This window comes from Chitinophaga sp., from assembly GCF_017745275.1.
Lineage (GTDB): Bacteria > Bacteroidota > Bacteroidia > Chitinophagales > Chitinophagaceae > Chitinophaga.
In genome coordinates, this window is sequence record NZ_JAGHZS010000011.1 from 56,556 (window position 1) to 80,689 (window position 24,134).

Annotated in this window: 23 protein-coding genes; 9 read left to right on the top strand and 14 right to left on the bottom strand. The window is 47.0% G+C overall.

The genetic code is table 11. From position 1 onward, the window contains the following. Positions 1–12: 12 nt before the first annotated feature. The 7 genes from J7623_RS29240 to J7623_RS29270 form a co-directional block, all read right to left on the bottom strand. Complete coding sequence (locus tag J7623_RS29240; RefSeq protein ID WP_291928050.1) at positions 13–1,290, bottom strand: parallel beta-helix domain-containing protein; 1,278 nt, start codon at positions 1,288–1,290, stop codon at positions 13–15. A gap of 21 nt (positions 1,291–1,311) precedes the next feature. After that, a complete protein-coding gene (locus J7623_RS29245; protein ID WP_291928053.1) occupies positions 1,312–4,062 on the bottom strand; it encodes a carboxypeptidase-like regulatory domain-containing protein in 2,751 nt (916 codons plus the stop codon). Positions 4,063–4,204: 142 nt separating this feature from the next. Beyond that, complete coding sequence (locus J7623_RS29250; RefSeq protein WP_291928056.1) at positions 4,205–5,101, bottom strand: LytTR family DNA-binding domain-containing protein; 897 nt, start codon at positions 5,099–5,101, stop codon at positions 4,205–4,207. 56 nt (positions 5,102–5,157) lie between these two features. After that, positions 5,158–5,544, bottom strand: coding sequence for a hypothetical protein (locus J7623_RS29255; RefSeq protein WP_291928060.1), 387 nt, complete (start codon positions 5,542–5,544; stop codon positions 5,158–5,160). A 46-nt stretch (positions 5,545–5,590) separates the two neighbouring features. Beyond that, positions 5,591–6,409: a hypothetical protein gene (locus tag J7623_RS29260; protein ID WP_291928062.1), complete on the bottom strand. Its 819-nt coding sequence runs from the start codon at positions 6,407–6,409 to the stop codon at positions 5,591–5,593. Between the two features lie 7 nt (positions 6,410–6,416). After that, positions 6,417–6,935, bottom strand: coding sequence for a hypothetical protein (locus J7623_RS29265; protein ID WP_291928064.1), 519 nt, complete (start codon positions 6,933–6,935; stop codon positions 6,417–6,419). A 27-nt stretch (positions 6,936–6,962) separates the two neighbouring features. Further along, on the bottom strand, positions 6,963–8,555 hold the full coding sequence (locus J7623_RS29270; protein ID WP_291928067.1) for a Na+/H+ antiporter: 1,593 nt from the start codon (positions 8,553–8,555) through the stop codon (positions 6,963–6,965). A gap of 167 nt (positions 8,556–8,722) precedes the next feature. Between J7623_RS29270 and J7623_RS29275 the strand changes: the two genes are divergently transcribed. Further along, positions 8,723–9,994 (top strand): thioredoxin family protein, encoded by a 1,272-nt coding sequence (locus tag J7623_RS29275; protein WP_291928070.1) that lies wholly within the window; start codon positions 8,723–8,725, stop codon positions 9,992–9,994. Between the two features lie 100 nt (positions 9,995–10,094). Here the strand turns inward: J7623_RS29275 and J7623_RS29280 are convergent, their stop codons facing one another. Next, positions 10,095–10,934, bottom strand: a complete 840-nt coding sequence (locus tag J7623_RS29280) for an NAD(P)H-binding protein (RefSeq protein ID WP_291928073.1) — start codon at positions 10,932–10,934, stop codon at positions 10,095–10,097. A gap of 121 nt (positions 10,935–11,055) precedes the next feature. Between J7623_RS29280 and J7623_RS29285 the strand changes: the two genes are divergently transcribed. The 3 genes from J7623_RS29285 to J7623_RS29295 all read left to right on the top strand — a co-directional run bounded on the left by J7623_RS29285 (position 11,056) and on the right by J7623_RS29295 (position 12,918). Further along, positions 11,056–11,673 carry a DNA-3-methyladenine glycosylase gene (locus J7623_RS29285; RefSeq protein WP_291928075.1) on the top strand — a complete coding sequence of 206 codons (618 nt, stop codon included), beginning with the start codon at positions 11,056–11,058 and terminating at the stop codon, positions 11,671–11,673. An 88-nt stretch (positions 11,674–11,761) separates the two neighbouring features. After that, positions 11,762–12,271 (top strand): sigma-70 family RNA polymerase sigma factor, encoded by a 510-nt coding sequence (locus J7623_RS29290; protein ID WP_291928078.1) that lies wholly within the window; start codon positions 11,762–11,764, stop codon positions 12,269–12,271. Positions 12,272–12,276: 5 nt separating this feature from the next. After that, positions 12,277–12,918, top strand: a complete 642-nt coding sequence (locus J7623_RS29295) for a hypothetical protein (protein ID WP_291928080.1) — start codon at positions 12,277–12,279, stop codon at positions 12,916–12,918. Between the two features lie 88 nt (positions 12,919–13,006). On the opposite strand, the gene J7623_RS29300 is transcribed toward J7623_RS29295, so the two are convergent. Continuing rightward, a complete protein-coding gene (locus tag J7623_RS29300) occupies positions 13,007–13,696 on the bottom strand; it encodes a hypothetical protein (protein ID WP_291928084.1) in 690 nt (229 codons plus the stop codon). A gap of 243 nt (positions 13,697–13,939) precedes the next feature. Here J7623_RS29300 and J7623_RS29305 point away from each other — a divergent pair, with 243 nt between their 5' ends. Together J7623_RS29305 and J7623_RS29310 are read left to right on the top strand one after the other, a co-directional pair. Beyond that, complete coding sequence (locus tag J7623_RS29305; protein ID WP_291928087.1) at positions 13,940–14,596, top strand: GNAT family N-acetyltransferase; 657 nt, start codon at positions 13,940–13,942, stop codon at positions 14,594–14,596. An 88-nt stretch (positions 14,597–14,684) separates the two neighbouring features. Then, positions 14,685–15,728 carry a bifunctional transcriptional activator/DNA repair enzyme AdaA gene (locus tag J7623_RS29310; protein ID WP_291928089.1) on the top strand — a complete coding sequence of 348 codons (1,044 nt, stop codon included), beginning with the start codon at positions 14,685–14,687 and terminating at the stop codon, positions 15,726–15,728. 1 nt (position 15,729) lies between these two features. Here J7623_RS29310 and J7623_RS29315 read toward each other — a convergent pair whose 3' ends face one another. The 5 genes from J7623_RS29315 to J7623_RS29335 form a co-directional block, all read right to left on the bottom strand. Continuing rightward, positions 15,730–16,188, bottom strand: a complete 459-nt coding sequence (locus J7623_RS29315; protein WP_291928092.1) for a DUF2147 domain-containing protein — start codon at positions 16,186–16,188, stop codon at positions 15,730–15,732. 150 nt (positions 16,189–16,338) lie between these two features. Next, positions 16,339–17,631, bottom strand: a complete 1,293-nt coding sequence (locus J7623_RS29320) for a sigma-70 family RNA polymerase sigma factor (protein ID WP_366840032.1) — start codon at positions 17,629–17,631, stop codon at positions 16,339–16,341. Between the two features lie 7 nt (positions 17,632–17,638). Then, complete coding sequence (locus J7623_RS29325; protein ID WP_291928094.1) at positions 17,639–17,992, bottom strand: YciI family protein; 354 nt, start codon at positions 17,990–17,992, stop codon at positions 17,639–17,641. Between the two features lie 89 nt (positions 17,993–18,081). Further along, on the bottom strand, positions 18,082–18,537 hold the full coding sequence (locus J7623_RS29330; RefSeq protein WP_291928096.1) for an SRPBCC family protein: 456 nt from the start codon (positions 18,535–18,537) through the stop codon (positions 18,082–18,084). A 226-nt stretch (positions 18,538–18,763) separates the two neighbouring features. Continuing rightward, the gene (locus J7623_RS29335; protein WP_291928099.1) at positions 18,764–19,879 is read right to left on the bottom strand and encodes an epoxide hydrolase family protein; all 1,116 of its coding nucleotides are present in this window, start codon (positions 19,877–19,879) and stop codon (positions 18,764–18,766) included. 287 nt (positions 19,880–20,166) lie between these two features. Here J7623_RS29335 and J7623_RS29340 point away from each other — a divergent pair, with 287 nt between their 5' ends. The 3 genes from J7623_RS29340 (at position 20,167) to J7623_RS29350 (ending at position 24,003) form a co-directional block, all read left to right on the top strand. Then, on the top strand, positions 20,167–21,186 hold the full coding sequence (locus tag J7623_RS29340; RefSeq protein ID WP_291928103.1) for a substrate-binding domain-containing protein: 1,020 nt from the start codon (positions 20,167–20,169) through the stop codon (positions 21,184–21,186). 92 nt (positions 21,187–21,278) lie between these two features. Next, on the top strand, positions 21,279–22,415 hold the full coding sequence (locus tag J7623_RS29345) for a glycoside hydrolase family 172 protein (RefSeq protein ID WP_291928105.1): 1,137 nt from the start codon (positions 21,279–21,281) through the stop codon (positions 22,413–22,415). A 25-nt stretch (positions 22,416–22,440) separates the two neighbouring features. After that, positions 22,441–24,003: an aldehyde dehydrogenase (NADP(+)) gene (locus J7623_RS29350; protein ID WP_291928108.1), complete on the top strand. Its 1,563-nt coding sequence runs from the start codon at positions 22,441–22,443 to the stop codon at positions 24,001–24,003. The last annotated feature ends 131 nt before the right edge of the window (positions 24,004–24,134 follow it).

Consider the following 24,134-nt stretch of genomic DNA (forward strand, 5'->3'; position numbering starts at 1 on the left):
AATTTTATAACACTATTTACAAACATATGGCGTCACATCAGTGCTGGGATGCCATTTCTTAGACGTCATATTCAGGGCGTCTACATTGACGAATAAATTGGAACCAGTTTGTTTAATACACAGCGAATCCGGGTTTACCGCTGTGCCTTTAGTCAGGATATTCGTGGTAATACCATCATAGGTAATGAAAGGCAGGCGCGCATTTTTGCGGGAAGGATCCATCGCGTTGAGCTGCTGCTCAATACCCACGAGGATTTTACCCGTATGATGTTCGTATACTGCCGGTGGAAACGCAGGCCCTACTTCCATCACGTTATCATGGATGTGTACATTTTTAGGAATCGGGAAATAGTGATCATTGATTTTTGACCCTGCGCTTTCATCGATAAAAAATCCGGATACCACAGAAATGGCGCTGGAGTTGTTATTGATGATGCGGTTGTTATACAGCTCAATATCTGAAGCCGCCAAAATCACTACCCCACTGCCTGGCGCTGCATTGCCCACACCCCAGGTAGAACCGAAGCTGCCGGATTTGGCAAAGTTCCTTTCGTTGTTATCGTGGAAATAGTTGTTGTACGCTTTTACGAAACCACCGCGTTTAGATAAGTCTGGCAGATCGAAAATGAGGAAGCCGGCGGTATTGCCCCAAAACTCATTATCATATACCTGTGCATGCGACGTATTTTCAATTTCGCAACCCGCCACATTCTTAAACGCTTTACACTTGCGCACAATAGCACTGTCGGTTTGCCCTACGTAAATGCCTGCATCGGAAGCTCCCTGTGCATAGCAGTTTTCCACCAATACATTTTTACACATCACCGGGTAAATGGCATAGCCTCCACTGGTAGAATCGGATACCGACCAGATGGCGTGCAGGTTGGTGATCACTACATTTTCACTTTTGTTGATCTTAATCAGGTCGCCTTTGGAGTCGCGCAGGGTCAATCCATCGATGGTGAAGCCTTTTACATCGGTAACGCGGATGCCTTCCCCACCCTGGCTTTGGGACGAAAAGTCGAGGATGGTTTTATCCGCCCCGGCACCCTGTATCAGGATATGCTTTAACTGCGCAATGCTCAGGTTATCGAACTTATAAAGTCCTTCTTTCAGCGTAATGGCGCTGCTATCGGTAAGCGACAATAGCGCTTCCGCAATTTTTGTTTCCTCGCCGGGGCCAAAATTCAGGCGGGTTTTATATCCCTGCGGGTCTCTGGCAGGTTCCGGGTTATTATGACAGGCCGCCAACAGGGCAATCATGAATAAGCAGATATGATATCGTTTCATATATGGGTTTGTTTTTTAACCTTAGAAAACATTGTATGCAAAAGTGACATAGTACATACCGCCAATAGCGGGGCTACCAAAACCGTTCCTGTAGTAGGTATTGGTTAAATTTACCCCGCCCAGTTTAATAGTAGAATGCGCCTGCAGCAAGCGATAGCTTACCTGCGCATCTATCACCGCCGATGCAGGTACGGTACCGCTGCCAAAGCCAATCTGGTAGAAGTAAGCCGGACGATAGCGGAAAGTGGTGTTAAAAGAAAACCGTTCTTTCTTACCAAATCCGGTGTTACCAAAATCTATGTTGAATTTATAATTCGGCGTATTAAAATTATTCACCTGGCTGTTGTTACGGTTCTTCAGGAAGTCGGAAGAGAAGTTCACCTTGGCCAGGAAATGATGCGACAGGTCCACGCTCACGCTGGCGGCATAGCCGTAAGTATTTACTTTCTCTGCCCCGTTGTAGGCAATATTGTATTGCACATATTTACTGTGGTCAAGGAAGTCGTTCGGATCCTTGCTACCTGGTGTATTCGCCACGTTCACATACCCGATAAAGTTTTTCCAGGTGGAATAATAGCCTAATACATCGATGAGCACACAACCGCCGATCAGGGAAGAATAACCTAACTCGAATGCATCTACGGATTGCGGCTTGATATCATTAAGCTGAAAGGTTTTCAGGTCTGCCGGATTTTTGGTGCGTTTGAAAGTATCCACGCTGGCCAGCGTATAAGCCGGGTATTGATCAAAATGATAAACGCCGTTGAGCAGCCGGTCGGAGCCGCCGGAAGCAAAACTGTTATAGTCCACCGGTGTGCTTTGCAGCGATTGAATATTAGACGGGAAGCTGTATGCGTTCTGGTAAGAGAAGCGGATAAAGCTTTCCTTATTTACTTCCAGTACGGCGGACGCCCGGGTAGTAATGCGTGGTTTGGCGAACAGGGTATTTTTATCATACCGGAAAGCGGTAGCCAGGCTCAGTTTCTCGTGTATTACTTTTTTAGTGAGATGAGCATAAGCGCTGTACTCTGCCACATCAATCGGTGCGTCATTGTCGGGGAAGAGCGTGCCTTTTGAATCGAGGCGGTAGAGGCGATAATTCAGCCCTGCAATCAATTCCGCAAATTTTATGAGGTGAGTAAAATTGTATTGGGTTTCTGCGTTAAACAAGCGGCTTTTGTCGGTGAACAGGGTACCACCTTTAGAGGTGGGGATACCGGAGATGCTGTCTTTCAGGTGCAGGAACAGTGCGCTGCCGGCATCGGGGCGGCCTTTATCCGCAAATGTTCTGGCCAGTGCGCTGGCATCGAGGTAGCTTTTTCCCTGCGACATTGCTTCCAGTAATGCGCTGGTATACTGCGGGTACCAGCCATCGCCGGTGTTGCCGTCGTAGCTGGGCTTCCAGGCTTCGTTGACCAGCTGGGCGGTGGGCATCGCAATAATAGTACGACCGGAATTTTCCCGGCTGGTATAAGCGCGCACAAACCAGTGTTCTGCTTTCAGTTCTGCGCGGTATTGCCCGAGGTGAAAACCTTTCAGTGCGTAACGGGTATCATTGCTGTATACCGCATCGCCTTGTCCGTAGGTGCCGGAGAGAATGGCTTCCAACTTGGGTTTTATCTTATAGCGCAGTTCTACGTTGGCTTTAAACATTTTGGCATCACTGCTGAGGTATCCATATTCAGGGTACCCGGTGCGTGCTACGTAGTGGTTGCCTTCTGCCAGCATGGGATTGATGATAGGCGCCAGTTCAGGCACCTGTTGCAGTGCGCCTTCCAGGAAAGGATTGATATCTACCGAGGTTTTGCTACCGTACATATTTACCCCGTTGTAATTAGGGTCCTGCAATGGGCCACCGGGACCGTTGGTGTTGGTGGTATCGTTGGCCATCCAGTCTTTGGCCTGGGTGTATTGCATATTTATTTTGAAGGCAAATTTGTCGCTTACTTTTTTGGCCCAGCGAACGGTCCAGTCGTAATACGGTGATGGTCCAAGCGGGTCATTTGACTTTCCTTTTTTCACGTGATTAACGCCCTGTGTGATCTGGGCGCTGAGGCCCTGGTATTTGAACGGATCTTTCCCGGTCATGACCATGGTACCATTGAGGCCGCGGGAGCCGTAGAGGGCCGACGAAGCACCGGAGAGTACTTCGAGGTTGTCCACGTCCAGCTCAGTGAGCCCGATGATGGCGCCGATGGGGAAGTTCAGGCCTGGGGCCTGGTTATCCATTCCATCTACGATCTGGGTGAAGTTGGTGTTGCCGCTGGTATTAAAACCGCGGGTGGTGATAGTGGTGAACAGCAAACTGGAGGTGGTTACATCTACGCCTTTGAGGCCCTGTATCATGTTATAATAGCTGGGCTGCGGGGAGTTGATGATGTCTTTGGTACCAATCCTTTCGATGGTTACCGGTGATTCAATTTTCTTTTGTACAAAGCGGCTGGCTGAAACCACCACTTCCTTACCGAGTACCGAAGCAGGTGCAAGCTCTATGCGTTGGAAACCGGGGCCGGAAATGATGATTTCTTTTGTTTCAAAGCCTACCGATGACAGTATAAGGGTAACAGGATAATTTTTGCGTGTAGAGAATTTAAAGTTGCCCTGATCATTGGTATAATCTCCATTGGGTGCTTCCTTCATGGTAACAGACACAACGGGGACTACTTCCTTGGTGGAACTGTTCCTGACATTTCCCGAAATGACAATTTGAGCCTTTGCGCTAAACTGTAACAGCAAGCAGCAAACCAATCCTATGAAAATGGATCTTAACATCGGCAGGGAGATTTAGATGGTTTGGTGGTGGATTTTTACTCGTAATAATGGCCATGTGATATAGCGATATTACCAAAATCCCCTGATCGAAAACGGCAGTGGTGGTGTATTTGGGGCGAAATAAACGCTATTGGGGGTAAAATCAGGCAACGGGGGCGAAACGATCCTGTAGTGTGGGCAAACAGGTAGCTGATACCGGTACCGTGATGTCGTCTATCCCTTCCAATTGCAGGTAGTAACCTTTTGCATTTTTCTTAAAAAGCACCACTTTGGTGAGGTTGATCATATAAGAACGGTGCGCGCGCACGAAGGTACCGGCAGGTAAACAGGCTTCCATTTTTTTCATGGAAGTTCTGATCAGTTCTTTGGCAATGGTATTACCGGATAGATAAAATACCTGCACATAATTATCTTCTGCCTTCATGAGCAACAATTTATTTGGATGCAGAGTCAGCACCGGCTTATCATGTTCATCGCGGAGTAGCAGGCAGGTGTCGTCTGTTTTCACGATGGGCTCCGGCTGTTGTTCCCGCGCCAGCTCCAGGCTTTTCAGCTGGGCTATTTTTTCCCGGGTAAAAAACCACAGCAGCGCAATGCAGTAGGGCAAAGGCAGGATCAGGGCGGTATAACGGAGGGTATTGATAAATTCGCTCCAGGTAAAGAAGAACGTATCGGTGATGGACACGTTCACAATAGTCACCATCAGTGCTACAAGGATAATTTCCCCGAGGAACCAGCAGCCGTAAGTGGCGTTGGTGAGTTTACGGCGCCATTTTAAATTGGCCAGCAAAAACTGGGTGATGCTTAATACCGCTACCCCACATAAAGTAAAAATAAGGAATAAAGGCATCAGGGCCAGGTGTTGCCCTTCATACCAGATATTGATATTAAAGGGCAGGAAAATATACATGAAAAGAAAGCTGAACACACTGCAAAAAGCGATCAGTGAAATTCTGTTAGCTACTGAGTCCAGTAAGGTAAAGCGGGGTTGCTCTGCGGCATATTTTGAGATAAGTGGCAAAGTGTGCATGCTTTTCATATCATGGATGATTTTCTATATTCAAGATATGTAAAAAAAGCCGGATTAACCATAGCTTACCATTCCCGCCACAGATCAGTGATTCCGTCGCCATCAGCATAATCTTCCGGTTCCAGTCCAGCGGCCACGGTGATCATATCGAAAAGATCACAGAGGTCCTCGCGTTCTGCTGTCTCTATAAAACCAGCTATTTCTTCATTCATTCCATTGTATGCTTTCACGGCCGTTTCAAACAGGGCCAGTTTGGTGGCTTCTTCCGCATTTTCACCGGCCCTTTGCAGGCCGTCAATCAGCTCATTAATAATATCGGTCGCGGCTTCACAATTTTCAGGACTGTATTGGTCTAATCCCCCAATGTCATTTTCATCAGGATAAAATTTTTCGCTCCACTCTTCAAACGGGTAATGTGATTTTACCGCTGCTAATCTGTCCGCGTAGGTCATTGTTCCTTTTTTTGAGGGGGCAAATATAGGGGATATTCTGTTGGTGTTACTGTTTATCGTTATAAAGTCTGGCTACGATCCCCATACTACATCCTGCGCAGGTAACCACTGGTGCATTTCTTTGCCGGATATACCTGTATAACTTATCATTGAAGCTGTCTATAGTCACTCCTTTTTCAATAAGCATATCAATAGCTGCGACGCCCAAAGCCTGCTCTTCACAGCATAGGCTTTGCAGCATTCCCCTAATTTCCGGTAGAGGGTCTGCTTTAGCTACCAGTTCCTCAATATTTTTTCTACCGTCTGTTTTGAGATCAAAAAAGCCACATCTCATCCCGTATACTCTATCAGCAGAGATCTCAACGGCAATATCGCTTATCGTCTTTCGCGAGCGGTAAAATTTATTTCGTATATCCAGGAAGTCTTGCACAGCAGCATCATTATAATGAATGGCCTTTACGGTGCTATCTGCCTCCAGAAATCCGGGGCCTTGCGCAAATGCACTTTCCGTAAAACAAACGGCACTGAACAGGATACTATCGTTCCGGGTTAATAAGTTAATAAAAAAGTTGTTGGGATACAATCGTAGCACAATCCGCTGATGATAAACATCTCCGTGAAGTTGCCGGTTTAATGGCGTTCCTACTCCACTGTTGGACATTAATATTCCATTGCGGCTATTGATATTGACTAACGGATCATTCTTCAACAATCCATTCAATAGTTGCATTAAACCAGTTTTAGTGTCCGCCTTCCACACCGCCATATTCACCACATCAAAATCTTTCTTAGCAAAGTGTTGGCTATAGGCAGACACACACAACGCCAGCATTAAGTTGGCCAGTATAAGGATACGGGATAACATATCAGTACTATTTAAAATCAGGTATTTCTCCCGGCTTCAATTCTCTTCCCCGCCGCTGCTCTGCTGCAGCCATCGCTTCTGCAGATAATGGCTTAAATCCTTTGGGTGCTTTATTTGCCGGGCCTTTATAAATGCCAATAAAGGATTTTGATATATTGCGTCGTGTAACGGGGTCGGTGGTACGAAAATATTGAGGATACCAACCCTGCACCTGCCTTGTATCCGGTAATGGCTTCTTTGCTGCCTTTTCCCGGTTGGCTAATATTTTTTCCAGGGAGATGTGACTGATATCAGTTGCTGAAAAGAAATATACTTTTCGCCCCCTGAGCGATTGGCCAGCACTACTCTTAAACACGCCGGCATGGTGCCATTCCCTTGCAAATATTTCCAGCTCTTTTGCCGTGATTTTTGTATTGAACTGCTTCGATAGCAAAGTTGCTACCTCACCGGCTTTCAGCAAACCCTTATCTTCTGCGTCCTGGTAATTTTCAGACTTCCCCTGCCGTAGGTAATCACTCATTTTCATGCCGGCAAGATACAATTTATTTGCCCACTACAACTGCTCCAGCTTCATGATCAAAATTTCTTCTTCTATGTCTATCAGCTCATGATACTTCCTGATCAGTTCATATTCGGTATGCGGATTTTTATTGAGCTCGTGTAATACTTTTCGTTGATGCGCTAACATCTTCAGGTATACTTTCTTATACACTTTATGATCTACCGGCTCCGTTTGATTGTGCATGGATACCGATTTACGATGTTCCAGGTCTTCCCGCAGTTGCCGCAATGCCGCATTGTCAGCCAGCTCCTTTGCATGATAAGTATCCAGGAAATGAATACTCTCCTGTATCAACGCCTCGCGGATGTTGCGTTCCTGTTCCGCCCGCGGCAAATGTTTATCCGGATCTTCCATCTTTACCCACCTGATGAGCAACGGCAGGGTAAGTCCCTGTACCACCAGGGTCATTAATATCACCGTGAAAGTGATAAACAACACCAGGTTACGCTGGGGGAATAAAGCACCATTATCCATGTATACCGGTATAGACAATGCTGCAGCCAGCGACACCACGCCTCTCATGCCCGCCCAGCCTATAATCAACGGGCCTTTCCAGCCAGGGCGATTATCTGCCGTGGTAATATAGCGACTGGCAAACACTGTAAAAGCAGAAGCCCCCAATGTAGATAACAAGCGGGTGATGATCAACGTAGCGGTAATGATCAACCCGTATTTAATCGCCGCTGCAACACTTACGGTACCCAGTTCTTTGATAATAACGGGCAACTCCAGTCCTATCAGCATAAATACCAGTCCATTCAATAAAAATCCCAATGTAGACCAAACATTGGCGCCCTGTAATCTGCTTCTGTAAGTAAGGAAACGCTGACTGCGGGCCGACAGGAAAAGTCCGCCACTCACCACCGCCAACACACCGGAACCGTGAAATGATTCCGCGGCGATATACATCACATAAGGCGCCGTAAGCGTGAGTACTACGTCCATTTCCGTACTGGTAGGCAGCCAGCGGTGCACCACGTAGTACACCAACCCTACCAGCAGCCCTATTCCCACGCCCATCACAATCACCACCACAAAGCTCACTGCTGCCTCATGGAATACAAATACGCCGGTCATTACCGCTACCTTGGCGAAACCGAATACAATCAAGCTGGATGCATCATTCATCAGGCTTTCTCCCTCCAGGATGGCCGACAGCCGCTTCGGCACCTTCACATACTTCAGGATAGTAGTAGCAGACACAGCATCCGGCGGCGATACAATACCGCCCAGCAGGCAACCCAATGCCAGTGAAAAACCCGGAATAAGTGCATACGATACCACCGCCACCACCGTTGAGGTGACAATCACAATCAGGAAAGCAAAACTGAATATCACCCGGCGCCATCGCCAGAACTCCTTCCAGGAAGTATACCACGCCGCTTCATACAACAACGGCGGCAAAATAATCAGCAAAATCAGTTCAGGGTTGATTTGTATAGATGGCAGAAAATTAAACCGGCTCAATATGAGGCCGCCGATCACTAACACAATAGGATAAGCGATCTTCAGTTTCTGCGCCAGCATCACCAGAGAGATAATAATCAGGATCAGGATAATATATTCGATGACGTTAGTAAGCATATGGTAGCGGTATACATACAAGATAAAAAAAACGTTCCTGTTAATCAACAGGCAGCATCATAAGATTGTTGGAAAAAGCCCATTGCAACTTATTATATTTGTTAGCACCGGCCATTATTTTCTGCCCGGAAAAAATGTCCCGGCATACATCTTATAAGTAAACACGTATGAAAACAAGCCTGGCCTTCCTGATTTTCTGCTGTATCACCGGATTTTCGTTTGCGCAACATTCTCCGGATACCGGTATTCACTTCTTCAAGGGTACTTACGCCGCCTTACTACAGGAAGCGCAACTACAGCATAAAATGATTTTTATTGACGTATACACCGACTGGTGCGGCCCTTGCAAAGGAATGGACAAATTTATTTTTCCCTTACAGGAAGTGGGCAATAAATATAATCCCCGTTTTCTGAATTATAAACTGAATGCAGAGAAAGGCGAAGGTATTCAGCTCGCTAAAAAATTCAATATCACGGCCTACCCTACTTTCCTGTATCTCAACAGCAACGGCTACCTGGTACATAAAGTAATCGGAGAAAGAGATGCACCGGTATTCATCAGCCAGGTGGATAAAGTGATGGAGCTGGCCAACGATAAAAACCAGCTGGGTAACCTGGAAGCTGCCTTTACGGCGGGCAACCGGGAACCTGCGTTTCTGCGCACGTACATCATGCAGCAATTCAGTTTGAATATAGATAACAGCCACACCTTTGATGCGTGGCTCAAAGTTGTACCGGCTGCCAAATTAAAAAAAGAGCCACAGTTACTGTTCATTGGCCGGTATCTGAAAGGAACTAACACCAATGCGCTGGCATGGATCATGCAACACTATGCGCAACTCAGCGATACTGCCAAAGCCATAGTGACACCCCGTCTTTTTTATGAAGTTGCTGAAAGAGCTATCCCGGTAGCACTCCGGGACAAAAATATAGCAACACTACAGCCTTTAATCAGCTATGTGCAGCAACTCGGCACCGCCAACCAGCAACAGGAATCGTATATGAATCGTATTTATTTAATGTACGCCGGCCTGACAAAAGACACGGCCCTGCTGAAGAAGAACGGTTATATCATGGTAGGGAACCTGATGGAATTAACAATAGACAGTATTCACGCGGAAGACGCCCGCCGCTATACACAAATAATGGCGCCGTTTCTGTCCGGTGCGCAGGACAGCACCAAAGTGCCTGATTTCCAGGAACAGAAAGCATTAGTGGTAAATACTTATTCGAGAGATATCTACATGCGGCTGTTTACAGCCGCATCGGCTTTTGGCAATACCCTCCACCGTGGAGATAAAGCGCTGGAAGATGCGCTCCAATGGGCTACCCGGGCTGATCAACTGATACCCAATATTAAAGAAAACACCACGTTAATCATGCAATTGAAAAGTGCCATGCAGTATAAAGCGTCTATTTCTTCATCGGGTGATCACTGATACGTATCATCCGTTCGTCTTTATCATACTTGCTGACGGGAATTTCTTTCCAAATAAAAAAGATCGTCTCACGCCCGTTGAGACGATCTTTTTTTAACAACTATGCGTTCCACACACCGGCGCCGGCAGCAGTTTCCGCATAGGTACTAAAATCTTTCGGTGCTCTGCCCAGTGCGCGTTGTACACCATCTGCGAGATAGGTATTACGACCGTCCAACACCTCGGTGAATAAGTAGCTGATCAGCCAGATCATATCTTCCGGCACCTGGTATTCCAGCATCATGCCTTTATATTCTTCCATTGTCAGCTGCTGATAGATCAATGGTTTGCCGGTAGCGCGGGCTACATCCGCTACTGCTTCTGCAAAAGTCATTAAACGGGGACCAGTGAGCTCATATAATTGCCCGGCGTGACCTTCTTCTGTGAATGCAGCAACTGCTACATCTGCAATATCATCCGCATCTACAAACGGCTCTACTACGTTACCTGCAGGCAGGGCCACATGGCCTGCCAGGATGGGGTCCAGCAAATAACCTTCACTAAAGTTCTGGCTAAACCAGGCAGCGCGTAAGATGGTCCAGTCGATACCGGCATTCATCACGACGTCTTCCGCCGCCTGTGCTTCTTTTTCTCCACGCCCCGACAGCAATACAATGTGACGGATGCCTTTTTCTACCGCGACTTTTGTAAATGCCTGCACGGTTTTCAAAGCACCAGGTACCGCTAGGTCGGGCTGATAGCTGAGATATACGGCATCCATCCCGGCTAATGCAGGTCCCCAGGTAGTAGCATCTTCCCAGTCGAAAGCAGGCGAACCACTGCGGGAGCCAATACGTACGGGCCATCCCGCTGCTTTTAATTTTGCTGCTACCCTGCTACCTGTTTTACCGGTGCCACCTAATACTAATACATTGGAAGGAATATTCTTTTTCGTTTTCATGCTTATTTTCTTTTTGACAAAACTAAGACGGCCTGCCCCCGGGAAATAGAACAAAACCGACAGGCACTTATTTTTTTTGTTACCAGAAAATCTATCGCCAAACGATTTGTACCTTCCTTACATGAAAAGGAAAAAGATACCGTTATCGTTTTACCGGCAACCGGATGTGGTCAACATTGCAAAGGAGCTATTGGGAAAAACGCTGGTCACCAATATAGACGGCATGCGTACATCAGGGGTTATCGTGGAAACGGAGGCCTATGCGGGCGTTACGGACCGGGCGTCCCATGCATGGAATGAGCGGCGTACAAGCCGTACCGCTGTGATGTATGAGCCGGGCGGCGTAGCCTACGTATACCTTTGTTACGGCATTCACTATCTCTTTAATGTAATTACCCATATGGCCGATATGCCGCATGCAGTACTGATCCGGGCACTGGAGCCTGCTGATGGCCTGGAGATAATGAAAGCCCGTTTTGGGAATCAGCCTACACATAATATCACAGCCGGCCCGGGTAACCTGAGCAAGGCACTGGGCATTGATAACAAGCTTACCGGTGAAAGCCTGAACGGGGCTACTGTTTGGATAGAAGATGCACCCACGCTGCCCGATGACCTGATCGTGGCATCTACCCGTGTAGGTGTTGCCTATGCCGGCGAAGATGCCTATCTCCCCTATCGCTTTAACATAAAGAATAATGCGTGGGTGAGCAAAGGAAAAGGGCTTACAAAAAAATAAATGGACAAAGTGTGATTTTTCAGACGCCCATGCGAATAATGAAGAAAGCAAACAATTTTCTCAACCTGGTTTCTGACAATTACAACTCATGAATTCCCCTGATAAATCGGATAATTTTCTGGCTGTTATTCAAGCACATAAGGGCATTTTGTATAAAATCGCCCATGCCTACTGTAAGGATACAGAAGACAGAAAAGATCTGGTCCAGGAGATTATTGTACAGTTGTGGAAATCGTTTGATAAATATTCTCCTACGTACAAATATTCCACCTGGATATATCGCATTGCGTTAAATGTCGCTATTTCATTTTATCGCAGGGAGAGCAGGCGAAAATCTGTTGACAGTCCGCTTTCTGATAGTGCCCTGAATATGACCGATCACTCCCTTCCGCACGACACTACAGAAAACATTGTTTTTTTGCAGCAGTTCATATCGGAATTGAAAGAATTAGACAAAGCACTGATGCTGCTTTATCTCGAAGAAAAAAGTTATCAGGAAATTGCCGATATCATTGGGATCTCTGTTAGTAATGTGTCAACAAAAATCAGCAGAATTAAAGCCGCTCTCAAACAAAAATTCACCCACCTCAAAACTTAATTACAATGGAAGACGCAGAAATGATTCATCTCTGGAAAGCCTATGATAAGCGGCTGGAAGAATACCTGTCATTCAACAGGCAAAACGCAGCAGACATTACACACATGAAAGTGCAGTCGGCCCTGGCTTCCATGACACCACTTAAAATATTCGCTGTAATGGCCGGTATAATATGGGTAATTTTGGTAGACAGTATACTCATCCACACATTCCGTAGCGCCAGTTTCTTTTTCCTGGCCTCAGCAGGCATACAGGTACTGCTAACCAAACTGGCCATCGGCATCTATCTCTATCAGTTAATATTAATCCAGCGGGTAAACATCAATGCGCCCATATTGGAAACACAGGAGAAGTTGTGCCAGTTAAGGTCTTCTACTCTCTGGTGCGCCCGGTTATTGTTCCTGCAGCTTCCTTTATGGACTACCTTTTACTGGAATCAAAGCATGTTGTATAATGGGAATGTATGGTTATACCTCCTGCAGGCAGTCGTAACAGGGGCTTTCACATGGGCGGCCATCTGGTTGTTTGTAAATATCAGGTATGAAAACCGGGACAAGAAATGGTTCCGCCTTATTTTCAGCGGCAAAGAATGGAATCCCGTGATCAGGGCGATGGAACTGTTACAACAGGTAACAGCATACCGATAGGGAATTATTATCTGGCGGCAGTCGTTAGAAACGCCTGGCTGGTTGCTTTCTTTAGCGTATTTACCAGCTGCCGCCAAACATTTTATGATTAGTGGCTGCTTCCTTCCAAAGTATTGTAATAGGCAATCAATTTTGCGAGGTCTGCATCGTTCTTTACGTTTAACCGCTCTTTACGAATGTACTCCTTTAGCGCAGGAATATTACTTCCCAGCGCTTCCAATACAGCGCTGTCGCTCTTTTTAATCAGCACCGGCGTATTGCCTTTGGCAATAAAATAACACTGGTAGCTGTCTATAGTGCGAACGGTAGTAGCAGAATTATATGCTTTGTCGTCACGGATTTTTTTCACAATTCTTGTTAACAGTTGTGTTTGGCCGTCCGCCAATACCTGGTAATAAGAGGCTTCTGTGGCATTTTTAAGTGGGGTGAAACCGTTGCGGTACAACAGTGTGCTGTTATCCTTTCTGTTATTAATGGTAAAGGACTTCACCGGCTGTGTAAACACATTCATTTCGTCTTTATCATTTTTAAACAGTACCTGGTCTTTCACCTGGTCATACTTGAGGGCTACGCCCTTATAAGCCTTACCATTCACCAGGTCTACATTGCCTATTGCCCAATCATCCTGTAAATAGGGAGATCCCTGCACATCTATATAACTCTTTTCAAAAACAGGATGGCCATCTCCGCCTTTCGATAACAAAGCAGCTCCATTTTGGGCATATACATGGGTGAAGGTCACCGTCAATAAGCAGGCAATTAAAAACCAGGATTTCATGGTAAGCGTTTTAACAATTTAGGAGGCTAAAATACAAAAGAGCTGCAGGTATTCCATATCCATTACCGTTATGGTGTCTTTTGGTAGATATACAACCGTGCCACTGCTATTATGCTGCAGCCGGCAAACCAGCGCCCGGTGAACATTCATGTTGCACCGGTTTTCATTTGCGTACAAGACCATAAATTGGTTCCTGATTTTCAACCACATACTTTATCTTTACAAGATATACACCAGCATACCATGCATGACCAACTTTATAAGGCCGACCCGCAAATTGTAGCCGTTTGGGCAAAAGGATGGGCACATGCCCGCGAAGTAACACCTCCGGTGCCAGACAGTGGCGCTTATCGCATTGAAGTAGGACTCCCCGATCATGTGAGACGCTATATTTTTGATGCTCCTTCTTCCGCTGTTCGTCAGCTGGCCGACAGGATTACGGAACCCTATGTGTTCATCAAAGTATGTGCACCGCCGGATGTAGTACGTACGCTGCTTCCATCCAACTGGGTGCTGCAATCGCCCGCTTATATGATGACAGCCCTCGAAGGTATGACGCCGGTTAACGTTCCTCTGCCCGAAGGATATACACTGCACACCACGGAAAATCCCGGTGTATCGATTGTGCGGATTTTAGCCGCCAACGGGGAAGAAGCCGCCATTGGACGCGTTGGCTTTGTAGAAGATTTCGCGATATATGACCGCATCGCCACCCATGAAAATCACCGTCGCCGTAAGCTGGGCACCATCATTATGAAAGAGCTGGAAGCGATCGGAAATGCCCGCGGCATTAAAAAAGGCTTACTGGTGGCTACCGACGATGGCAGAGCGTTATACGAAACTATCGGCTGGAAAATGCATTCATTGTATTGTACCGCTGAAATACCGGCATCGTCCTGATCATCTAACTCAATGACCCGAAAATACTTGTTCATTTTCCGGTTGTTGTCCGGTAGCAACATGCGTACTTTTGAAAAAAAGAATATACATGCTGACACACGAGATCATGTACCAGGCACTTGTTGATAAAGATGTGTCTTACGAAGGAACGTTCATTGCCGGGGTAAAAACTACGGGTATATTTTGCCGCCCTACCTGCACTGCCCGTAAGCCCAAACCGGAAAATGTAGAATTTTTTCAAACCGCCAAAGAAGCCATCCTGAAAGGATACCGCCCATGCAAAGTGTGTAATCCGCTGGAGAAACTGAACGAAACACCACCGCAAATAAAGGAAATACTGGATGCCTTGAATGCAGATCCCTCCAGGAAATTTAAAGACGCCGACCTGGCGCAAAAAGGAATAGAGCCCATTACCATCCGCAGATGGTTCTTGAAAAATCACGGTGTCACTTTTCAGGCTTACCAAAGAATGTTCCGTATCAATGCGGCCTTCAAAAAAATACAACAGGGCGAACCAGTTACCGCCGTGGCATTTGATGCGGGTTATGAATCACTGAGCGGGTTTGCAGATTCCTTCAAATCAGTATTTGGCGTATCTCCTGTGAATAGTAGAAATAAACAGGTGATTAATATCACGCGACTGGAAACGCCGCTGGGGACAATGTTTGCCTGTGCTGTAGCACAAGGCATTTGTTTACTGGAATTTACAGACCGTAAGATGCTGGAAACTGAGCTCAAGTCCTTGGCTAAACTATTAAATGCTAACATCATCCAGGGCGCCAATCCGCATTTTGACATCTTACAGCAACAACTGGAGGAATACTTTGCGGGTAGCCGGAAAACATTTACGGTGCCTTTGTATTCGCCGGGCACACCTTTCCAGCAAAGCATCTGGGAGGTATTACAAACCGTTGCTTACGGCACTACCAGTTCCTATAAACAGCAAGCGATAGCGGTGAACCGCCCGGAAGCCGTGCGGGCGGTGGCAAATGCCAATGGTATGAACCGTATCTCTATCCTGGTTCCCTGTCACCGGGTGATTGCAGAAGATGGACAGCTTGCCGGCTATGGCGGCGGTATCTGGAGAAAGAAATGGTTGCTGGATCATGAAAGAGCACATGCACACTCCTGATTTATTTCACGCGGTCCCAGTAAATAGTTTTGCCAAACAGCGAAATCCCCACATAGCCCCTGATTTCCAGCCGGCCATTCCTGACTTTCATGGTAGCACGGTAAGATTTACCACTGGTAGCGTCGTAAATTTCACCGCCTTCCCATTGCCCGTCGCGATACCGGAAGCCGGTGAGCATCACCATATTCGGCCACTCCCGGTTGCGTAAAGCTGGATTGGGGTTCTTCGTATCTTTACGGGGATTTCCCTTTTCATCCAACATATAAATACCCCATAGAAGTTTTCCCAGGTAAATATTTCCTGACTGATAAATTTCAATTTTGCCGGTTTTCTCTTCATTCATCCAGGTACCTAATATGCTGTTGGCCGGATTATTTTGCGCATTTATTGTTAGTGAGCAGAAAAAAAGACAACAGAAAAACAGGGTCACTTTTTTCGTCAGCGGGTAATATTTTTTCATTAGTACCTGGTTAAAAAGTATAGGTATTACACTGTTAAGTTAAGCCATCAGCAGCTAATATGCTACAGGCCTGCTTTTTTTATAACAATTTGTGGTACTACAGTACGCAAAGACGCTAAACAGCAAAGGCGCAAAGGAGTGAAGAGGACCTTATGTTCCTTTCCGTCTTTGCGTGATTATCTTCTGTTGTATCGTTCGTTTATCCGTTTCCGTTTTCGCCAGTTGCAGCGCCTGTTGCAGATGCTGCAGGGATTTGGCATTATCTATCTCACTATATAATTCTCCCAGTAGTACATAATAATAATGGTTGCCGGGCAATTCCAGTTTCTCTGCTTCTGCAATAGCCGCTGCTTTTCCCTTTACTTTCGACAACGCATATGTTCTGTTCAATGCGGCTATTGGCGAATACACGAGCCGCAGCAGGCGGTTGTATAATTGCAGGATATTTTCCCACTTTTCGGGGGTATCGGTCTTCTGCGTATTCCAATAAGCGATGGTTGCTTCGATGTGGTATCGCGACATCTCCTTTCCTTGTGAAGCAATATGTAAAAACCAGGCGCCTTTGCTGATCAGTTCTTCATTCCAACGGCTTTCATCCTGGTCCTGGTATAATACAATTTCTCCGTTTTCGTTTCTGCGTGCTTCAAAGCGGGAAGCATGAAAACACATAAGCGACAGTAGGGCATTTACGCGGGGCTGATTGGTTGGCTCATATTCTACCAGGAGATAAGTGAGGCGCATGGCTTCCAGGCAAAGATCTTCCCTTAATACTGCATCCTGGCTTTCCGAATAATAGCCTTCATTGAATAACAGGTACAGGGTGGTTAATACCGTATCTAACCGGTCCTGGATTTCGTTGTTGCCGGGAAATACGATCGCGATATTTTCTGTTCTCAGTTTTTCTTTGGCACGGAACAATCGTTTATTGATCACCTCTTTGCTGGTTAAAAACGCGTTGGCAATTTCTTCGATGCCGAAACCACAAAGGATGCGGAGTGCCAGTCCAATTTGCGCTTCCATGGGGATGGCCGGGTGACAAATGGCAAACAGCATCTGTAACTGGCTGTCGGCGATGTTCTCTTCAGAAAGATTGATCTCTATCTCCGTGGCTTCCGGGGATTCAGTTTTTATTTTGGCCGCTATTTTTTCGGCGAACAACTGGTTGCGCTGATAATAATTTTTGGCTTTATTTTTAGCCACGAGGTAAAGCCAGGCAGTGGGGTTCTCCGGGATGCCTTTGTAGGGCCATGTTTCGAGGGCAGACAAAAACGTTTCGCTGGCCAGGTCTTCTGCTACTTCTATATGTTCCATACCAAACACTTTACAGAGCACGGCCGTAATTTTCCGGAACTCTGTCCGGAACAGGTGTGGTATCAAACCGGGTTGCATCATACGAACATAAGTTCCGCCCCTCGCGGGTGGCAGGGGGCGGAACGAATTCATTCACTTTTTAATGGATGCCATCGGCTTTGGCAATTCTGCGAACTTCTACGGTGTTGCCTTCTCCCTGTAGAATAGGACAGCCTTTGGCAAACTCCACGGCTTCTTCAATAGTATTGCCTTTCACCATAATGTAACCGCCAATGGTTTCTTTTATTTCCCCGAAAGGGCCATTGGTAACCATACGGTTGGCATGTACTATTTTGGCGTCGTCAAAAAACAGCCCATTACCACTGATGAATTTGTTTTGGGCGGCGATACCGCCGATCCAGTCCATGGTTTGTTTCATCCAGATCTGCATCTGTTCCGGTGAAGCTATTTTGTTACCGTCCTGATGTCTGAAAATTAGCATAAACTCGTCCATCTTGTAAGTTTTTAGTGTGTTTTATAATTTGTATTACACCCTTATAACAAATGGAATTCCGGCAATGAGACATCGGATTCATTTTTTTTTCAGATAGCGGGCTGATACTCTATATGATATTTCAGATCTGCCAGCCGTTGTTTTACATTTTTTTCAAGATGGCGCTTAATAAATTTATCCAATAGCGTAAAGGGAAAACGGACTGCAAAAGAATACAGGAATATCACTTCGGTGGTGTGCTGATCGATGGGTTTGAAGGTCCACGACCCCAGGAATGATTTGAACATATAAGGACCTTTGGTCATCCTGACGGCGGTTACTTTAGGCGGGTTAAAGGTAACGTATTCAGTTACCATGCCGATACCATTTTGTGCTACGCAATGGGCTTTCACGCCTTTGCCGGCGGTGCTGGCACCATCCATCAGGTCTGCTTTTTTCAGGAAGCTGTCCCACTGGAGGCGCTTACCATAGTCCTGTGTATAGTCGAAAACATTCGCAGCAGTTGCGTTAATCCGGATAGCCGAAGTAAACTTGATTACTTGCATAACGGGCAATATATTTTTGGTGCTCAGGGCGATTATGTTGGATAGCCTGCGCTAATGATGCGCTGATACAAACGGCCTTGTTCTTTTAATGACTTTGGTTGAGCATCGAAAATACTAAACAATTACGAATTACGAATTACGGATTTGTAGGGAGATAGTAAACGCGAATGATATCACCCGCTTACATCTCCCTACAAATCCGTAATTCGTAATTCGTAATTGTTCTTTATCCCAGCAATGCGCCGAATGCCCGTATTTCCTGTGCATACAACTTAGGCACTTCCAATGCTGCGAAGCGTCCTCCTTTCGGCAGTTTATTAAAGCTTTTCAGGTTTACGCGGCGGGCAGCCCATTCTTCCGGTGTGTTGCTATCGGCCGGGAACACAGATACTGCCGTAGGTACTTCTGTTTTAGGCACAGGTTTGGGGCCTTGTGGACCAAAATTAGCGCGGGCATCTTCTGCGTATCTTCTGATGGAGGTATTGATGGTATTGGTTACCCAATAGATCATGATGTTGGTGAGTATCTCATCTTTCGTAAAGCTGTTAGCGATATCTCCCTTTGTATCGCTCCACGAATAGAATTTTTCCAGGATCCAGGAAGCGAGACCTACGGGTGAATCGTTTAGTCCATAGCCCAGTGTTTGCGGTTTAGTAGACTGGATCATATTAAATGCGCCTTCCATAAACCACCAGCCCTGGATAAACTGACCAAATTGTTGCTCTGCAGGCGACATGGTGGACCAGTCTTCTGTTCCATTCGGATAGCCGGTATCCGTTAGGTGGATCGCTTTTACCAGGGCTGGATAATTTTGCGCCAGTGCAGTGGTTACCGCAAAATCACCTGCAGCCAGGAAGGTACCATAGTTCAGGACTTCCGTCATCAGTTTTGCCCAGAGGTGTGCAGTTCTTTCAGAAGTAACGGCGGTACGGCCGGAAAAACCATGACCGGGCATAGAGGGAATGATAAGGTCAAATGCCTGGCCATCTTTGTCCGGCATGGTAAGCTCCGGAATAACTTTATAAAAACGGAAAAAAGAGTCGGGCCATTCATGGGTGAGCAGTAAAGGTTTGTTGTTGCTGCCTTTTCCTTTTATATAAACAAAGTGGATATCGATGCCATCAATAGTAGTAGTAAACTGGGAGAAGCTGTTGAGCAGGGCTTCCTGTTTGCGCCAGTCGAACTGGTGCTGCCAGTAATGGGTCAGTTCACGTAAGTATTGTGGGTTGGTGCCATAGCTCCAGCCGGCGTTTTCGGGTTCATCGGTCCAGCGGGTTTGTTGGAGTCTTGCGGATAAGTCGTTTAAGGTTTCCTGGGCTACATTGATCGTAAATGGTTTCATATTGATTTGTTTTAAGTATTTGCTTTTGATGATGATACAAAGCTAGTAACGCGATGTGACAACAGTGTGTCAGTTGAATACAGGAAGGTAAAAATATTTTTTTCGCGAAAGGAACAAAGGAGCAAACACGCAAAGAGATAATATAATGTAACCTGATTTTTGCATCTTTGCTCCCCCTGCTCCTTTGCGTGCCCGTGAAACCCTGACCAGGTATACATCTCCCGGAAACTTAAAAAAAATTCCGGTAAAAACTTGCTTCCTTAAACGTTTAAGCATATTTTTAAATCATGAAGAAGGTTTCACTGAAAGATATTGCCACCGCAGCAGGTGTGTCTACCGCGTTGGTATCTTATGTGCTGACCAACAAAGAAAAAGAGGCCCGTATTGGAGAAGAGATCGCGAAAAAGATCCGTGAAATAGCGCGTAAGCTGAACTATCAGCCCAACCATATTGCGCGTAGTTTAAAAAGTGGGCGATCGTTTACCATTGGGTTGATTGTGGCAGATATATCCAACCCTTTCTTTGCCAATATTGCGCGTACCATAGAAGATGAAGCCAAGCGGAATAATTATACCGTAATTTTCGGTAGTTCTGATGAAAACGTAGATAAGTCGGGCGACCTGATTAATGTGCTGATCAACCGGCAGGTAGATGGGTTAATTATTACGCCTGCCGAAGGCTCGGAAGAACAGATCCGGCAACTGCAGGCGCAGAAAGTGCCTTTTGTGCTGATCGACCGTTTCTTCCCGGATATTGAAGCCAGTCATATTGCGGTGAATAATTTTGAATCGGCCTACCAGGCGGTATCGCATCTCATTAAAACAGGGCGGAAGCGTATTGGTATGATAGGATATAAAACTACGCTGCATCATATCAGCGAGCGGAAACGCGGCTATAAAGAGGCGCTGCAGGACCATCAATTGCCCGGGGGGACTACCTTGCTGAAATCGGCCCGTTATTCCCATTTAAAAGAAGATATTAAAGTGTCCATCGATCAGCTGCTGAGTGGACGGCAACCGGCAGATGCCGTGTTTTTTGCCACCAACAGCATTGCCATGGAGGGATTGAAATATATTAACTCATTAGGTATACGTATTCCGGACCAACTGGCCGTGATCACCTTCGATGAAGGCGAAGCACTGGACCTGTTTTACTCGCCCGTTACCTTTGTTCGTCAACCTATTCTCGAAATAGGCAGGGAAGCCGTGCGCGTGCTGCTGGAAGAAATCAAAGACAGTAAAAAAGAGATAGAACATATTTGCATCGATACCACGCTGGTGGTGAGAAAGTCCTGCGGACAACGCTAACCTTTTCACATTACCATGCATGCCGGTGCAACGTATTTTACCACTATGCTTAAACGTTAAAGCAAGTCAATGAATTGCTAAATCCACCGATCATGAAAAAACTGCTGCTACTATCATTATCTGCCTGTTTGACCTGGGCTGCCAACGCACAACAATCCTTCAACGGATTAGACATGAACATGGGAAATTTATTCCGCCTCTCCAATGCCAAAACCCGCTCTATCAGCCCGGAAAACCTTACCGGCGAACCCGGCAAAGGAGGCATGGCTACCCTGGAACAGGGCAATGCCCGCGGCGCCGCCAGGGAACTGGGACAGGGCTGGAAAGTAAATCCTTACATTTTTATTGAACCTGGCAAAACCGTTACCCTCGCCGAAATGAGCGGCCCCGGCGCCATTCAGCATATCTGGATGACTCCCACCGGCAACTGGCGCTATTCGATACTCCGCTTCTATTGGGATGATGAAACAACGCCCTCTGTAGAAGTGCCCGTGGGCGACTTCTTCGGCATGGGCTGGGGAGAATATGCACCGCTGAATTCCCTCGCGGTATGCGTCAACCCCGGCAGCGCCTTCAACTGCTACTGGGCCATGCCCTTCCGCAAGAAGTGTAAAATCACCATGGAAAATATCAATACCGAACGTATGACACTGTACTACCAGGTGGACTATACGCTGACCAATGTGCCAGAGGATGCCGGTTATTTCCATGCACAATTCCGTCGCAATAATCCCGTGAAAGACGCTTCCTTCACCATGCTGGACGGTGTAAAAGGACAGGGCCAGTATGTAGGCACCTATCTCGCCTGGGGCGTGAATAATAACGGCTGGTGGGGCGAAGGGGAAATTAAGTTCTTCATGGATGGCGACAACAAATACCCGACTATCTGCGGTACGGGCACAGAAGACTATTTCTGCGGTTCTTACAACTTCGACTTCAAAGGCAAATACAATGAGTTCAGCACCCCTTATACCGGCTTGCACCAGGTGATCCGCCCGGATGGTTTATATAAATCGCAACAACGTTTTGGTCTGTATCGCTGGCATATCATGGACCCTGTCCGTTTTGAAAAAGAGCTGAAAGTAACGATACAGGACCTGGGCTGGCGCAGTGGTGGCCGTTATCTGCCACAACAATCGGATATCAGCAGTACGGTGTTCTGGTACCAGCGTGAACCACATGCACCCTTCCCTAAACTGCCCGCCATGAATGATCTCGAAGTAAACTAACTATTCAAATAAAAAATTCAGGAAGATGAGTCGAGCATTGTCAACAGGATTACAACTGATCGGAAATAATTTTTCGGGAGAAGGCGATCTGCTGTTCCGGGCGTTTGACCCGGTGCAGCAACAATGGCTGCCCACCGAATTCCGCGAAGCCACTACCGGCGAAATAGATGCCGCCCTCACGCTGGCAGCGAAAGCATTTACTACTTACAAAAAAACAACACCGGCGCAGCGGGCTGAATTTCTGCATGCCATCGCTGATGATATTGTTTCTTTGGGAGATGAATTAATCCAGGTAGCATCCGCAGAAAGCGGGCTGCCCGTGCCAAGGCTACAGGGCGAAAGAGACCGTACTACAGGGCAACTGCGGCTGTTTGCCAACACCATTGCAGAAGGATCCTGGGTAAATGCGCGTATCAATACCGGCACACCGGATGTACGCCAAATGCAGATCCCCCTGGGTGTGATCGGCATCTTCGGCGCCAGCAATTTCCCGCTGGCCTTTTCTGTAGCCGGTGGCGACACTGCCACCGCACTGGCCGCCGGTTGCCCGGTGGTGTTCAAAGCACATCCTGCACATCCACATACTTCTTACCTGGTAGCTACTGCTATCCGTAAAGCCGTGCTACGTACGCAAATGCCGGAAGGCGTGTTCTCCATGGTACACGGTACTTCCTACGAAACAGGCCAGTACCTGGCTGCCCATCCGTTGGTATCCGCCATTGCTTTTACCGGTTCTTTCAAAGGCGGCAAGGCACTATACGATACGGCTACACGCCGCGCCGTACCCATCCCGGTATTTGCAGAAATGGGCAGCGTAAACCCGGTGTTTTTTCTGCCGGGCATATTACGGGAGAAGGGCCCCGCGCTGGCCATGCAGCTGCTGCAGTCGGTGACCCTGGGCACCGGGCAGTTTTGTACCAACCCCGGACTATTTATCACACCCGGTGATGATGCCACCACCACTTTTCTGCAGGCACTGCAACAAGGTATTGGCAGCTTACCGGCCGCACCTATGCTTACACCGGGTATCTTAGAAGCCTATCAGCAACGTATAAACGCTTTGCAGCAAGAAGGTGTTGTAGTGCTGGGCGCCGCCAGTCCTGCACCGGCAAAAGCTACTCCTCACCTGCTGCAGATCACTGCCGAAAAAGCGCTGGAAACACCGCATGTACTGGAAGAAGTATTCGGACCATCGTCCTTACATATTCACGCCAACAGCATCACACAACTATATACCCTGGCACGTCAACTGGAAGGTCAGCTCACAGCTACCATCCACGGCACTCCGGAAGACCTGCACGAACATGCCGGTTTGATTGACATTCTCCGCGAGAAAGCCGGCAGGATTATCATCAACGGTTTTCCTACAGGCGTAGCCGTTAATCATGCCATGGTGCACGGCGGTCCCTGGCCAGCCACCACTCCTGCTGCCGGTACATCTGTAGGTACCGCTGCCATTTATCGCTTCTGCCGCCCGGTATGCTACCAGGACTTCCCAGCCTACCTGCTGCCGCCGGAACTACAGGATCATAATCCCATGCACATATGGCGATTAGTGAATGGTGATTGGGTGAGAACCACGGGGTAAGAATTACGAATTACGAATTATGAATTACGGATTTGTGGGGAGATACAAGCGAATCACTTTCGTGCTTACACACTCCTCTCCCATCTGTAATCTCTAACTCGTAACTCAGGATTCGCTTGTATCTCCCCACA